This window comes from Vibrio intestinalis, assembly GCF_025195085.2.
Lineage (GTDB): Bacteria > Pseudomonadota > Gammaproteobacteria > Enterobacterales > Vibrionaceae > Vibrio > Vibrio intestinalis.
Window position 1 is genome coordinate 78,224 of sequence record NZ_JANAVY020000004.1, and the last position, 15,418, is coordinate 93,641.

A 15,418-nucleotide genomic window follows, 5' to 3' on the forward strand; every position below is an offset into this window, starting at 1 on the left:
GTCTCTCCTGAGAATAAAAGGGATCCGACGTCGTCAGATCCACTTGATAGGGTCATTGATGTGCTCAGATAAATCGATTAACTGAGCAAGTTGGTCACGATTATTTCTTCTTCGCTTCGTTTAGCGCTCTGATTCTGCTTGATAGCGAGTAAAGGCGGATAAAGCCACCAGCATGGCTTTGATCGTACACTTCATCCTCACCAAAGGTTGCAAACTCTTCACAGTACAAGCTGTTGTCTGAACGCTTCTGCGTAACCACTGCTTGGCCTTTGTAAAGCTTAACCACAACCTCGCCATTAACGTCTTGAGCTAGCTCTTCTGACGCGGCAAGAATCGACTTACATAGTGGCGTGAACCAACGACCATCGTATACAAGATGGGATGCTTTTACACCAAGTTCTTCACGGAACTCGAACGATGTCTTATCCAACACTAACTGCTCTACCGCGCGCAGTGCTTCCATCATGATTGTACCCCCTGGAGTTTCATAACAGCCACGAGACTTCATACCTACCAGACGGTTCTCAACGATATCGATACGACCAACACCGTGTTTCGCGCCTTTCTCGTTGAGGTACATCAGTGCGTTGTATGGCGTCATTTGCTCACCATCGACCGCAACAATTTCACCTTTCTCCACTTTTAGAGACACATACTCTGCTTCGTTTGGCGCTTGCTCAGGATCAACCGTCCAAACCCAGCAATCTTCATTTGGGGCATTCCACGTATTTTCTAGCACGCCACCTTCTGTCGAAATGTGCCATGCGTTGGCATCACGCGAGTAGATTTTAGTCAGTGATGCAGAACAAGGGATATTACGCTCAGCAAGGTAATCTAGACACTCTTCACGGCTAACGATGTCCCACTCACGCCATGGGGCAATTACTTGTAGATCTGGGGCAAGCGCTGCAAATGCACCTTCAAAACGAACTTGGTCATTACCTTTACCAGTACAGCCATGACATAACGCATCTGCACCCACCTTACGCGCAATCTCAACCTGAGCCTTAGCAATAATCGGACGTGCCATTGAAGTACCTAGCAGGTATTTACCTTCGTAGTAAGCGCCTGTTTTTAGCGTCGGGAAGATGTAATCCGCTACCATCTCTTCTTTGAGGTCAACCACATAACACTCTGATGCGCCCGATGCTTTGGCTTTTTCTTCAATGCCTTCTAGCTCTTCTTCACCTTGACCAACATCCGCGACGAAAGCCACAACTTCACAATCATAGTTTTCTTTTAGCCATGGAATGATCACTGAGGTATCTAGGCCACCTGAATAGGCTACAACGACTTTATTTACTTGTACTTTGCTCATCTTAATTCTCCGACCAACCCGCACTTTGTGTGCGCATTGGTATCAATTCATTACTTATCTATTGTGTTTATTTCGGCAAAAATTGTGTGCCGATACTCTTGCCTGCAAATAGCTCGGCAAGTTTTTCAGGGTAGCGCCATGTAGCCACTTCAATTGGGCGACCTAGATCGTTAGCTGCTTCCAATGCAGCGTTTACTTTTACGATCATGCCGTCAGTAATCACGTGACCATCAATCAGTTGCTTGGCTTGCTGCTCGTCTAGGCTTTTAATCAAATGACCTTTGCCATCAAGCACACCACTTACATCTGATAGCAGCACCAACTCAGCGTCTAATGCGCCAGCAACGGCAACCGCTGCTTGGTCTGCGTTTACATTCATCAACTCACCTTTTCCAGTTAGGCCGATTGAGCTGATGATAGGGAGCGCCCCTGTTGCGAGTATCGCTTGAAGAACTGTTGAGTCTCCCGGTGTGGCTTTGCCTACCGCACCTAACTCTGGGTCGAGTTCTTCCACATGACATAAGCCGCCATCTGCCAAACTAATGCCTACGGCATTAAGACCATCTTTGATTGCCTGCCCCTGCAGCTGTTTATTCGCAGTACCCGCTAGAGCACCGGCAATCAGTGGGATTTGGTCGTAAGGCGTTACTCGTAGACCTTGTTTTTTCACGGTCTCAAGTTTTAGCTTTGCCATTAGATCGTCCACTAGATAACCCCCTCCGTGGACGATCACAATTCGTCGCTGGGCTTGTTTTTGGTAGTTCGCGATTGCACCAAAAACCTGACTTAGCGTATCTGTACAAGACAGAGCCGCACCGCCCAGTTTGATCACCAATGGAGTTTGTTTGTTATCTGTCATTACCATTCCTTGATAAAGCCCTTTACAGCAGGGCCGTTAACTCAGGGTATCCGTAGTGGATGTTTAAACACTGCATCGCTTGACTCGATGCACCTTTCAATAAGTTGTCGATAGCCGAGCCAATCACAATGTGCTCGCCTTGTACCTTCCAGCCAATATCGCAGAAAGGCGTGAACTGAACGTTTTGCAGTTGTGGTAGCCCATCTTGAAGACGTACCCCAACTTTGCCTTCATAGGCATTGCTCATTGCTGTCGCCACTTGCTCTGCCGTTGTACCCGCTTTGAGCTTTAGGGTAATCGTAGCCAAAATGCCACGTTTAAAGTTGCCTAGATGAGGCGTGAAAATCACATCACAACCAAGGTGACTAGCAATCTCTGGCTGATGGCGATGATTAAACACGCCATAAGCTTGTAGGCTGACTTCGCAGTAGCTATTGGTTAGCGTTGCTTTTCTACCTGCGCCTGAAACGCCACTAGTTGCGTTAATCACGGGCCATTGATTGGTTTCAACTAACCCAGCTTCAATTAAAGGCTTAATCGCCAACTGAGAAGCTGTTGGGTAACAGCCGGGTACTGCAATAAGTTGGGCTTGTTTGATTTCTTCATTTGCCCATTCCGCTAAACCATAAGCCGCTTTATCTAGCCATTGTTCATGTTGGTGCTCGAAACCATAAAATTCAGGATAAAAACCTTGTTTCTTGACCCTAAATGCACCCGATAAATCAAATACCTGACAACCTTGTTCTAAGAATTGGGGCGCAAGGTCATGGCTTACTTCATGAGCGGTAGCAAGAAACACAACATCACTCTGTTTTGCTACTAGCGCGACATCTGTTAAAGGTTGAACGGCGTCATCAACAATACCTGCCAATTTACCGTGTAGTGACGAGATGCTTTTCCCTGCATCTAAACTGTTGGCTGAGACATACAAACCTGCTAGCGTAAGCTCTGGGTGTTTATGCACCATCAGCGCTAGCTCTGCTCCGGTATAACCTGTTGCACCAATGATGGTCGTTTTCAGCATTTCAAGACATCCAAATCGTTTAACCAGGGTCACCTACCAGTGACTAAAAAACTATTTTATGCATACTTTAATGATTTTTTATTCATTAAAAATGATTTAATATGTTTTTACCTTCTTAGTGAAAATCTGTCAACAGGGAAATCGAAGTTAAAATGCAATTACCTAGTTTTAAAGAGATATACAGTGGTCTGATTTCGACCTCATCGATTAGCTCTTCGGATCCAAGTTGGGATGAAGGCAACCAAGCGGTGATAGAGAAACTCGCGACTTGGTTAAAAGACATCGGCTTTAAGGTTGAACTGACTGAAGTAGAAAAAGGCAAGTTCAACCTAATTGCCAAAAAAGGCGAAGGGGAAGGCGGACTATTATTGGCAGGCCACAGTGATACCGTTCCCTTCGATGAGGGACGTTGGAATTTTGAGCCCCATGCTCTTACTGAATCGAATAACCGTTTTTATGGTTTGGGTACGGCGGATATGAAAGGCTTTTTCGCTTTTGTTATTGAAGCGGTAAAGAACGTCGATTGGAGCAAACAGACTAAGCCATTGTATGTGCTCGCCACTTGCGATGAAGAAACCACTATGTTGGGCGCGCGTCATTTCACTGAAAATGCGCCATTTAAGCCTGACTACTGCATTATTGGCGAGCCAACAAGTTTGGTACCGATTCGTGGCCATAAAGGCCATGTGGCGAATGCTGTGCGCGTGACAGGTCGATCTGGCCACTCTTCTGACCCAGCTCTGGGGGTAAATGCTATCGAGATTATGCATGAAGTGCTGTTTGCTTTAATGCAGCTACGTGACCGACTCATAAAAGAGTATCACCACCCTGGATTTGCTATCCCTAGCCCAACATTAAACCTTGGTCATATTCATGGCGGTGACAGCGCTAACCGCATTTGTGGCTGTTGTGAATTACACTACGATGTGCGTCCTTTGCCGGGCATTAGTCTTGATGGCCTAGATAATTTATTACGAGATGCGCTTAAAGAAGTGCAAGCTAAATGGCCAGATAGAATTGCGATCACACCTCTACATGAGCCTATTCCTGGCTACGAGTGCCAACACGACCATCCATTTATTGGCAGTATGGAGCATATCTGTCAGACACCATCTGAAACCGTCAACTACTGTACCGAAGCTCCTTTCCTTCAACAGCTTTGCCCTACTTTAGTACTTGGCCCGGGTTCAATCGAGCAAGCTCATCAACCGGATGAATTTCTCGCATTCGAATTTATTGACCCAACGATAAATATTCTTTCTAAAGCGATGCGCGAATACTGTTTCGCATCTTAATGCATTCATCCCACAAGAGGCCGACTTACTCGGCCTCTTGCGACTAAAGCCGTATGGGGATTGTGTACAAACCGCGCTAAAGTCTTCGCCAACCAAGTAAAAACCACATTTTCTGTAATAAATTTTCAGTAATTTGGGCAAAGTTATGCAATTGGGAGTGGTTACATCCACTTGCACAATTTTTGCAAACTTAACCTACGGTATTTGACTCGGAGCGACTTTTTTAGCTAGATTGTCTACCTAACAAGGAACAATGGATGTAATTTTTTTACAAGGCAGGATGATAATGAACGAGAAATACTCTGCGCTGCGTAGCAATGTAAGCATGTTAGGTCATTTGCTCGGCAATACCATCAAGGACGCTCATGGAGAGGCAATCCTTGAAAAAGTAGAGACCATTCGTAAACTTTCCAAATCCGCTCGTGCAGGCAACCAAGCAGATCGCGATAATCTGATTGAAGAGATTAAAAACCTGCCTAATGAGCAACTGACTCCAGTCGCTCACGCATTTAACCAGTTCCTCAACCTAACCAATATGGCTGAGCAATACCACACTATCTCGCGCCACTGCGATGCGCACGTGTGTGAACCGGATGCGATCAACTCTCTTTTCTCTAAGCTAAGCCAGAACGAAATCAGCAAGCTAGATACCGCACAAGCTGTTCGCGATCTAAATATCGAACTCGTTCTCACTGCACACCCAACTGAAATTACTCGTCGCACCATGATCAACAAGTTGGTCAAAATCAACGAGTGTCTATCAAAGCTTGAACTGAGCGACCTATCAGTCAAAGAGCGCCAAAAAACCGAGCGCCGCTTAGAACAGCTTATCGCCCAAAGCTGGCATTCAGATACCATTCGCCAACAACGTCCGACCCCGCTTGATGAAGCGAAATGGGGCTATGCGGTTGTTGAAAATTCTCTTTGGGAAGCCGTTCCTGACTTCCTACGTGAATTGGATGAGCGCCTAGACTCTTACCTAGGTGAAGGCCTTCCAATCGATGCCCGCCCTGTTCATTTCTCATCTTGGATGGGTGGTGACCGCGACGGCAACCCATTTGTTACTCATACCGTAACTCGTGAAGTGCTACTGCTTTCTCGCTGGAAAGCCGCCGATCTCTACCTTGGCGACATCAATGAGCTTGTTAGCGAGTTGTCGATGACCAAGTGTAACGATGCCGTGCGTGCACTGGCTGGTGAAAACGAGCACGAACCTTACCGTGCGGTACTTAAACAGCTTCGTAATCTACTTAACGAAACGAAAGACATTCTTGATGCCAAGGTGAATGGCCAAAAACTGGCAGTAAAAGCACCTTTGCAGCATGCAGATCAGCTGTGGGAACCGCTGTACGCTTGTTACCAATCGCTACATGAGTGTGGCATGGGCGTGATTGCTGACGGTTCACTGCTTGATACGCTACGTCGCGTTAAAGCGTTCGGTGTTCATCTTGTTCGTTTAGATATCCGCCAAGAAAGTACCCGTCATTCAGATGTGCTATCTGAGCTGACTCGCTACTTAGGCATGGGTGATTACGACCAATGGAGCGAGCAAGACAAAGTTGCGTTCTTAACACAAGAACTCAGCTCAAAGCGTCCGCTGATTCCACTTGATTGGCAACCATCAGAGCCTGTTAAAGAAGTTCTAGATACTTGCAAGATCATCGCAGCTCAACCACGTGGCGCATTCGGTGCTTACGTTATTTCAATGGCGCGCACAGCTTCTGATGTACTCGCAGTACACCTACTGCTTCAAGAAGCAGGCTGCCCTTACCGTCTTGATGTTTGTCCACTGTTCGAAACACTGGATGATTTAAACAACGCAGAAGCAGTCATTAAACAGCTAATGGGCATCGACCTATACCGCGGCTTTATTCAAAACCATCAAATGGTGATGATTGGCTACTCTGACTCTGCAAAAGATGCTGGCGTTATGGCAGCAGGCTGGGCACAGTACGATGCAATGGATGCCTTGGTTAAAGTAGCCGAAGAAGAAGGTGTAGAACTGACCCTATTCCACGGCCGCGGCGGTACGATTGGTCGTGGCGGTGCGCCAGCACATGCAGCGCTGCTTTCTCAGCCACCGAAGAGCTTAAAAGGCGGTCTACGTGTCACTGAGCAAGGCGAGATGATTCGCTTTAAGCTTGGTCTACCTGAAGTGGCAGTAAACAGCTTCAACATGTACGCAAGCGCGATTCTAGAAGCGAACCTTCTACCACCACCAGAGCCAAAACAAGAGTGGCGCGACCTCATGGATGTGTTGTCTCAAGTTAGCTGTGAATCTTACCGCAGTGTCGTTCGTGGTGAGCCTGATTTCGTCCCTTACTTCCGCCAAGCAACTCCAGAGCTAGAGCTAGGTAAACTACCTCTAGGTTCTCGCCCTGCGAAACGTAACCCTAACGGTGGCGTTGAGAGCTTACGCGCGATTCCTTGGATCTTCTCATGGAGTCAAAACCGCCTGGTACTGCCAGCTTGGCTAGGTGCAGGTGAAGCGATTCAATACTCGATCGATAAAGGCCACCAAGCGCTGTTAGAAGAGATGTGTCGTGAGTGGCCATTCTTCTCAACCCGCTTAGGTATGCTTGAGATGGTTTACTCGAAGTGTAATATCGAAATCTCTCGCTACTACGATCAACGTCTGGCTGATCCTGAATTGTTACCGCTAGGCGATCGTCTACGTGAACAATTGCAGAAAGATATCAAAGCGGTTCTTAACGTCGAAAACAACGAGAACTTGATGCAAAGTGACCCATGGGGTCTTGAGTCAATTCGCCTACGTAACATCTATGTAGAGCCATTGAACATGCTTCAAGCTGAACTACTTTACCGTACCCGCCAAATTGAGCACCCTTCAGTTGAGTTAGAAGAAGCGCTGATGGTGACCATTGCAGGTATTGCAGCAGGTATGCGTAACACTGGTTAATCGCTCCAAATAGCAAGGCAACTCAATATGAGTGGCCTTGCTATATTTGACCTATTTCACAACGCTCAAATATTACACACTCCTACCAAGCTTACATTTACCATATAAAAACCCAACATACAGACAATAAAAACCACAACTTTAGAATTTAATTCCGACTGAATATTTTATTGAGATAATTGTCAGTTTTTTGGGCAATTCTGTCCATCTATTCCACTTTATGCTTATTATTTAGATATAATATCGCTCCTTTGCGATTCTCAAATAAAAATACATATCGCAAACCTAGACAAGAAATTGTCGACCTAGGTGAAGAACGGCTTTTAAGGTGACATGGCCAACATTTGTTGGCGCTGCAAGCAACGGTTTAACAATAAGTGCCTCAAGAAGCACAGTTTGTTGTTAGCAGTAGATATTGAAGTTTATTGACCATTTGGATTGAAGACATGTCATTACCACACGTAATCCTCACAGTTCTTAGCACACGCGATGCAACTGGATACGACATCACCAAAGAATTTTCCGCTACTATCGGTTACTTTTGGAAAGCGAGCCACCAGCAGGTGTATCGTGAGCTAAACAAAATGGCGCAGAACGAGCTTGTTACTTGCGTCCTAGAACCTCAAGAAGGCAAACCAGACCGTAAAGTATATTCAATTACCGATGCAGGTCGTGTAGCCCTTGGTGAATGGTTCGATCAACCTACCGCGCACCCAACTGTTCGTGACGAGTTCTCAGCAAAACTGATGGCTTGCTCAGTACAACCTTCAGCACCATACAAGGCACAATTAGCTGAGTTGGTAGAAGAGTCTCGTAAATTAGTCGCGCACTACCAAGAGATAGAAGCCGCTTACTACGCTAACATCGCAATGTTAGATAAGCAGCAACGCCTAGAGCGCCTAACACTTCGCCGTAACCTACTACTACGCCAAGCGTGGATTCAGTGGGCTGATGAAGTATTGGCTGAGCTAGAAGCTCTAGCTTAAACATTACTCTTTTAAAGGCTGTCACTTCGACAGCCTTTTTATTGCAAGCCGCAGAGACAAAAAGAGCCAGCTGGTGCTGACTCTCTAAAACTATCTTACGGGTTATATGCCGTCGCCATCCATAAAGCTTTGCGACTTACCATTAAACTGCTGGTCCATATCCAAAGATGGCTTATCGGTTTTAGGTCGGCCAACTATTTTTGCCGGAACCCCCGCAGCGGTGGTATGTGCTGGAACCGGTTGAAGCACGACAGAACAAGATGCGATCTTCGCCCCTTCACCCACTTCAATATTACCAAGAATCTTAGCACCAGCACCGATCATAACGCCTTCGCGAATTTTCGGGTGACGGTCACCGCACTCTTTACCCGTACCACCTAAGGTAACGTCTTGCAGAATCGACACATCGTTTTCCACAACTGCCGTTTCACCAATCACAATACCTGTCGCGTGATCGAGCATGATGCCACGGCCAATTCGCGCCGCAGGGTGAATATCCACCTGACAAGAAACTGAAATCTGATTCTGTAGATAGGTAGCTAGCGCGACTCGGCCTTGCTTCCAAAGCCAGTTAGCCACTCGATAGCCTTGCAGTGCATGATAGCCCTTCAAATAGAGTAAAGGCATCGAGTACATTGCAACCGCAGGGTCACGGTTTACGGTCGCGCAAATATCACAAGCTGCCGCTTCAATGATATTAGGGTCAGCCGCGAAGGCTTCTTCAACCACTTCACGCACTGCCATTGCAGGCATGGATACCGTGTTAAGCTTATTGGCAAGAATATAGCTCAAAGCTGAACAGAGACTATCATGCTTAATAATGGTGGCATGATAGAAACTGGCGAGCATCGGTTCTTGTTCAGATAGCTGCCGTGCCTCCTGAACAATGGCCTGCCAAACTTGTTTTTTTTCACAATGTTTCATTGAAAACCCTTGGGTCCTTTACGCTGGTTAAGCTTCTGCTTTCTTATCTCGCGCAAGCAAATCCTTTGCAGCTTCTCGCGCGTCTTTACCTTGATACAATACTTGATAGATTTGGTCAACTATTGGCATTTCTACACCCATGCGCTGAGCAAGCATCCATACCTCTTTGGTGTTGCGGTAACCCTCTACCACTTGGCCAATTTCATCTTGTGCGGTATCAACATCTTTACCTTGACCTAGAGCCAAACCAAAGCGGCGGTTACGAGACTGGTTGTCAGTACAAGTTAAGACTAAGTCACCTAGCCCTGCCATACCCATGAAGGTTTCAGTTTGTGCACCTAGTGCTGCGCCCAAACGGCACATTTCAGCAAGGCCACGAGTAATCAATGCGGTACGGGCATTAGCACCAAAACCAATACCATCTGACATACCAGCGCCGATAGCAATCACGTTCTTCACTGCGCCACCTAGCTGCATGCCAGTAAAGTCACTGTTGGCGTAAACGCGGAATGTTTTACTACAGTGGATTTTCTCTTGTAGGTCTGCAACAAACGCTGCATCAGGTGATGCCACTGAGATAGCCGTTGGCATGCCCATCGCTAGCTCTTTTGCGAACGTTGGACCTGAAAGCACAGCCAGTGAATAACCTTCACCAATAATATCGTGCGCGACTTCTTTTAACAGACGGCCTGTTTCTGGCTCAAGACCTTTGGTTGCCCAGCAGATACGCGTATCTTCACGCAGGTGCGGCTTAATACTATTTAATACAATGCCAAACACATGGCTTGGTACCACCACCAAAAGATCGCGACACGCAGAAACGGCTTTTTCGAGATCGGATTCAACAATCAAAGACTCAGGAAAATCAATTCCTGGTAAAAACTCATGGTTAGCACGATCAGCCTCTAACTTAGCCATATGCTCTGGCTCATGACCCCAGATCACCACGTTTGCACCATTACGAGCTAAAGAAATTGCTAGCGAGGTACCGTATGAGCCCGCGCCAATTACTGTCATTGCAATCTCTTTACCGTAGGCATTGGTTACGTTTGTATCTGTCATTGTTCCGCCTATTTTCATGTTGTCATTTTTGATTGTTTATATCTAAGCAGCCTAACACCGCTTAGCCAGATAAAAGCGACTTAGATATAAATGGTTATTTAACAGCTTAAAACAAAAAATGCACAACGCATGCGTGTCGCGTGCCTTGTGCATTCTTAAAATTATAACGCAGTCAGGCGTTAATTATGCTTCCGCTTGGCCTTCACCTTGCTGAGCTTGCTGCTGTAGGTAGTTCATGAACAGCGCATCAAAGTTTACTGGAGCAAGGTTAAGTTGTGGGAACGTACCTTTAACCACTAGGCTTGAGATAGTTTCACGAGCGTAAGGGAATAGGATGTTCGGGCAGAATGCTCCTAGGCAGTGAGCCAGTTGGCCTGCTTCCATCTTCTCAGCAGTAAAGATACCGCCTTGTTGAACTTCACATAGGAAAGCTGTGTCTTCTGCGTTCTTCACTGTCACAGTAAGACGTAGAACTACTTCGTAAACACCTTCACCTAGTTCACGGCTTTGAGTGTCTAGATCCAGTTTAACATCTGGGTTCCACTCTTTTTGGAACATGTCTGGTGAGTTCGGCGCTTCAAAAGATACGTCTTTTAGAAAAACACGTTGAATTGCGAAATTTTGCGCTTCTTGTTGCGGTGCTGCTTCAGCCATTTTTGAATCCTTTATTCCTTAAAATCAAAGTCTGCTTGAGACTAACCGAGAGATGATTCAATAACTATTTAAGCCATGAAAAGCGTGGCTATCTTCACATCTCTCTTCATCAATCGTTGGGTAATTAATCAACTTGCTCGAATGATTACTTCTTGCCGCGCACAAGCGGAAGGTTAGCTTCACTCCAAGCTGTCAAACCGTTCTTCAATACACTTACTTTCTCAAAGCCAGCTTTAGCAAGTAAGTTAGCGCTTTCTTGCGCTGTTTGACCAGTTTTGCATACCACAATGATTGGGTCAGATTTACGGTTTTCAAGGCTACCAAAGCTGCCTGATTTGATTTCTGACGGCAAAATGTGAACTGCTTCAGTAATATGACCTTTTTTGTACTCATCTTTAGAGCGAATATCCACCACGACGCCATTTTCACGGTTAATCAGTGCTGTGGTTTCCGACGCGGTAATTTCTTTATAAGCGGCAGTCGATGTTTTTACGATATTCATGATAAGAGCGACAACTAGGCCAACCCATACCACTGACATAATCATATTCTCTTGGAAAAACGCGATGTATTCTTGCATATCCTGTGCTCTTGTATAAATAGAAGGGTTGGAACACCAACCCCTGTTGCAAATTCAGTCTCGGAGTATAGCGGGCTTGTCAGCTCTAGGCGAGCAAAGAACTGACAATAATGAGAAGTGACAAAAGCTATTTTTTGAAAGCAAATCTAATTAACACGATAGCGATACCCAACATACCACCAAGCATTGCTGCCAAAATGCAAATTAAAGCACGTTTCGGCCCAACTTTTTCTTCCGGCACCACTGCGGGATCAACAGTTTTAAACGCAAATTCATCTTTCACTTCAGCAAGCATAAGCGTTTTAGTTTGCTCCTCAATGAGTTGATAGAACACATTTTGCATGTCTACAACATTGGTTCGCTCTAGTTGCTGTTGCAAGTAAGCGATGTTAGTTCGAGAGTCTTCAAGTGCTTCTAACTTCATCCACTCATTCAAATCTTTAACCAATAGATCAACTAATCTCTGTGCAAAATGAGGGGATACATGAGTAATAGATAGTGTTACTAAACTTGTATCTTTGGCTTCGGATACTTTGACTAAGCCACTAAGCAACTTATGCGCATCCCAATCAGAAGGCTGCAGTGTTTCCCCAGTTTCAGAGTTACTCAACCACAAAGAATTGGCAGCATCATAAATTTCAGGATCAAATTGAGGAGCTCCAGTTTCAATATCCCATTCTTTCACTGCAAATAACTCTGGCAATAACTGATGTGAAGAGATGAAATGATTTAAAAAAAGACGCGATTTCAATACTGAAAGAGCGATCGTTTTACTATCGGCTCCTCCACTTCCAACACCAATACCCGCTAATGATGCAAGCCCACCTAATTGACTTGCCATTGAAGATAAACCACCACCATCATCTTGAGCACTAACGAGAACCGCTGCGGACTGATATGTATTAGGTTGACTCAAGGCGTAAAACACGCCACTAATAGACAGTAAAAAGGTTGTAAATACAATTATCCACTTACCTTGCCATAAAGCTCCAAACAACTCTCGCAAATCTATTTCGTCTTCGCGATTCAACTGCATATCTAAAGACGCTTCTTCAACTATTGATTTGTTCATTCTGTTTCCAATCATTGTTCTACTGATAAGTGATTAAGCATCTCAAACTCCGACACTTAACCACTCATAGAAATTACTGCTAGTTCTTAACCGCACTCCAAGCTACACCAATTTGATAGAGGATCTGTGTCGCTGATGTTAACGTGCTCAATCCGTCTAAATAATCAGTATCTAGAGGAACAATAATGGTATCGCCTGGCTCAAGAGGTTCGGACTGGCGACTAAACCAATACGAGGAGTTAGGTAACATAACTGAACCATCAGCGCGAATAACATAAACTCGATCAGTATCAGCTTGCTTTTTAGTGCCGCCTGCTGCTGAAATGTAGTCTTCAATTGACATTGCAGGATTGTAAGTATGATTCGATGTCAACTGAACCTCTCCCATAACACTTACTACTGGCTGCTTAGCTGGAACATAAAGCTTATCCCCTCTCTCCAGCATTATGTCTGCAATTGGGTTTTGTTTGAGCGCCATTTGAAGATCAATAACTAAACGACCTACGGCCTCTGTATTTGCGAGCTCCTCTGCTATCGCTAATGCGTCTGTTGGGGTTGTTGTATAGGTCGCACTAGAGTTTTGGCGACGCAATGCCAAGTTACCAATCTCTTGTTTCAACTGAAGGTTGAGTAGTTTGAGGCGTTCCTGCTCTTGACGTTTTAGACTATCACGACTGAATATTGCCCCTTGAGGATAAGCGAACTTTGTTAAGCCCCCAGCGCGCTCAATCACATCAAATATCGTTTCGCCGCGTTGGAAAGTATAAGTACCTGGGAAAACGACCTCGCCTTGAAGCTCAATGCTGTACTCTCTTTGCCAATTTGGTTGAGTCTTAATAATCACGTGGTCTTGAGCCAAGAGCGTCAATGACTGCGAACCATCTAAGACTTCTTGAGGTGAAAACTCTTTATGTTGTACTGAAAAGCTATCCGACGTTTTTTGTGAACGAGTTAGTTCTGCCGAATATAAGAACGCTTGTTCAGCAAACCCCCCAGCAGCTGCCACGATCTTCTCAAAGTCTGCATTTTCAGTCAGCGGATAAACACCCGGATATTTTACCGCACCTGATATTTCAATCACTTTTGCCAGTTCATCATGGGATGCCTGGGCTTTCAATCGCTCAATGATTGGCTTTAATAACGCTTCTCGACTCGATTGTTTTACATTATCAGCGACTGAGAAATCATCTATCTTACCCAAGTTAAGTTCTTTCGAAAGCTCCTTCTCAACTAACGCCCCTGTATCTTGGTCCAGTACAGTCTTCTTACGCGCTTTGCCAACCTCGCTAGAACCAACATCATGCTGTTTGTCTACTCGATACCAATATTCAGTATCAATGCCACTATCAAAAACAAATAATTGGTCTTTGACTTGTAAAGCGAAATCTCTAGTCGAAGATTTATCCACAAGGATAGACTGCAGATCTAATTGATACACTGAGATGCGACGATTATCTCGATTTTCCCTAACTAAAAGTGCGTAGCTCAAATCAGCATTAGCAGCTAAATCACCTCTGGTCACTACATCTGAAACCTTTAGACCAGATTTAAATTGATAAGCACCCTGACGAACGAATGCGCCTCTTAGAGCTACTGCATTTGCTAGTTCCTGGCTAACGGCTGCAATAGATATTTCATCACCAGGTTTTACCCTAAAATCTTTACCTTTAGGCGACTGTAAATTAAGCGTGACCTGCATCACTCCCTCTGCATTTGCTCGCTTTACACTTACTTTGCTTAAGTAGGCATTAGGTTTTGTGCCGCCAGAAATGTTCAACAGTTGCTGTAAAGAGGTGTTGCTTCGAACTTCATAAAAAGCAGGGCGAAGAACTTCACCTTCAACTTTAATCAACTCTTTTCTTGTAGGAACAAAAAGAGTATCGCCAGCCAAGACTCTAACATCATCAACAGAGTTTCCACGAACAATCAGGTCATAAGCATCAAACGTTTTAACAACCTTACCTTTTCGCTTTAACTGAATAGTTCGTAAACTACCTGTCTCTTTAACACCGCCTGACGCAATTAAAGCTTGAGATAACGTAGTTAATCCATTCAAGTTATATGTTCCAGGCTGAGACACTTCACCAGCAACAAATACTTGAATGGTTCTCATCTCTCCCATCGAAACAATAGCTTCCATACCAATCGCTTTTTGCTGAACCATCTCAGCGACATATCGCTTTAGTTCACCGAGAGTAAGACCTGCTACATATTCCGGCCCGAATTGAGGAATATTAATTTTCCCTTCACGATCAATCGTGAGTCGGTGTTCAGAATTAGACTTACCTATCAGTTGAATTCTAATTTGGTCACCTGGGGCTAGTTGATAGTCAAGTGGGACAGGCAAGTTTTCAACGGGGGTATAATCTAATGGAGTCCCCGAAAAAACATCATAGCCAAACTTAATCAAATTTTGTGCCGATTTACTATCAACAACATTGACTGAATCGAGTCCTGCAGTCGCTCTAGTTGGTGCGGCTATTGATTGCTTGTCAACAGGATCTAAGCTACTTGCCGAGGACTCTAAGATAGATAAATCCACTCCCATTTGCTTAGCTAGCTGCTGTTGTTGATGTTTAGGCAATGACTTAAACTGAGCCAGTTGCGCGGGCGTCGGTGTAGCAGAAAACGCTACACTACTAAACAGTAAAGAGAGCGTTAAAGAGAAGTAATGTTTTTTCAGCGTCATAATTTACACATGGTATAAGCCATTAAGGCTATTTA

General features: G+C 45.0%; 12 protein-coding genes. 3 read left to right on the top strand and 9 right to left on the bottom strand.

Annotation, left to right across the window (positions count from 1 at the left end):
• Positions 1 to 100: 100 nt before the first annotated feature.
• The 3 genes from MU515_RS08600 to argC all read right to left on the bottom strand — a co-directional run bounded on the left by MU515_RS08600 (position 101) and on the right by argC (position 3,201).
• Complete coding sequence (locus MU515_RS08600; RefSeq protein ID WP_260260009.1) at positions 101 to 1,318, bottom strand: argininosuccinate synthase; 1,218 nt, start codon at positions 1,316 to 1,318, stop codon at positions 101 to 103.
• A gap of 67 nt (positions 1,319 to 1,385) precedes the next feature.
• A complete protein-coding gene (argB, locus tag MU515_RS08605) occupies positions 1,386 to 2,177 on the bottom strand; it encodes an acetylglutamate kinase (protein ID WP_260260010.1) in 792 nt (263 codons plus the stop codon).
• Between the two features lie 22 nt (positions 2,178 to 2,199).
• Positions 2,200 to 3,201, bottom strand: a complete 1,002-nt coding sequence (gene argC, locus MU515_RS08610; RefSeq protein WP_260260011.1) for an N-acetyl-gamma-glutamyl-phosphate reductase — start codon at positions 3,199 to 3,201, stop codon at positions 2,200 to 2,202.
• A 152-nt stretch (positions 3,202 to 3,353) separates the two neighbouring features.
• Here argC and argE point away from each other — a divergent pair, with 152 nt between their 5' ends.
• From argE to MU515_RS08625, 3 genes are all read left to right on the top strand, one after another.
• Positions 3,354 to 4,496: an acetylornithine deacetylase gene (argE, locus tag MU515_RS08615; RefSeq protein ID WP_260260012.1), complete on the top strand. Its 1,143-nt coding sequence runs from the start codon at positions 3,354 to 3,356 to the stop codon at positions 4,494 to 4,496.
• A 286-nt stretch (positions 4,497 to 4,782) separates the two neighbouring features.
• On the top strand, positions 4,783 to 7,416 hold the full coding sequence (gene ppc / locus MU515_RS08620; RefSeq protein WP_260260013.1) for a phosphoenolpyruvate carboxylase: 2,634 nt from the start codon (positions 4,783 to 4,785) through the stop codon (positions 7,414 to 7,416).
• A gap of 446 nt (positions 7,417 to 7,862) precedes the next feature.
• Positions 7,863 to 8,402: a PadR family transcriptional regulator gene (locus tag MU515_RS08625; protein WP_260260014.1), complete on the top strand. Its 540-nt coding sequence runs from the start codon at positions 7,863 to 7,865 to the stop codon at positions 8,400 to 8,402.
• A gap of 102 nt (positions 8,403 to 8,504) precedes the next feature.
• Here the strand turns inward: MU515_RS08625 and cysE are convergent, their stop codons facing one another.
• The 6 genes from cysE to MU515_RS08655 form a co-directional block, all read right to left on the bottom strand.
• A complete protein-coding gene (gene cysE / locus MU515_RS08630) occupies positions 8,505 to 9,326 on the bottom strand; it encodes a serine O-acetyltransferase (RefSeq protein ID WP_260260015.1) in 822 nt (273 codons plus the stop codon).
• 27 nt (positions 9,327 to 9,353) lie between these two features.
• Positions 9,354 to 10,388: an NAD(P)H-dependent glycerol-3-phosphate dehydrogenase gene (gene gpsA, locus MU515_RS08635; protein ID WP_260260017.1), complete on the bottom strand. Its 1,035-nt coding sequence runs from the start codon at positions 10,386 to 10,388 to the stop codon at positions 9,354 to 9,356.
• 183 nt (positions 10,389 to 10,571) lie between these two features.
• A complete protein-coding gene (gene secB, locus MU515_RS08640; RefSeq protein ID WP_260260018.1) occupies positions 10,572 to 11,042 on the bottom strand; it encodes a protein-export chaperone SecB in 471 nt (156 codons plus the stop codon).
• 145 nt (positions 11,043 to 11,187) lie between these two features.
• On the bottom strand, positions 11,188 to 11,622 hold the full coding sequence (locus MU515_RS08645; RefSeq protein ID WP_260260019.1) for a rhodanese-like domain-containing protein: 435 nt from the start codon (positions 11,620 to 11,622) through the stop codon (positions 11,188 to 11,190).
• A gap of 127 nt (positions 11,623 to 11,749) precedes the next feature.
• Positions 11,750 to 12,694, bottom strand: a complete 945-nt coding sequence (locus MU515_RS08650; protein ID WP_260260020.1) for a Wzz/FepE/Etk N-terminal domain-containing protein — start codon at positions 12,692 to 12,694, stop codon at positions 11,750 to 11,752.
• 79 nt (positions 12,695 to 12,773) lie between these two features.
• The gene (locus MU515_RS08655) at positions 12,774 to 15,383 is read right to left on the bottom strand and encodes an SLBB domain-containing protein (RefSeq protein ID WP_260260021.1); all 2,610 of its coding nucleotides are present in this window, start codon (positions 15,381 to 15,383) and stop codon (positions 12,774 to 12,776) included.
• Between the last annotated feature and the right edge of the window lie 35 nt (positions 15,384 to 15,418).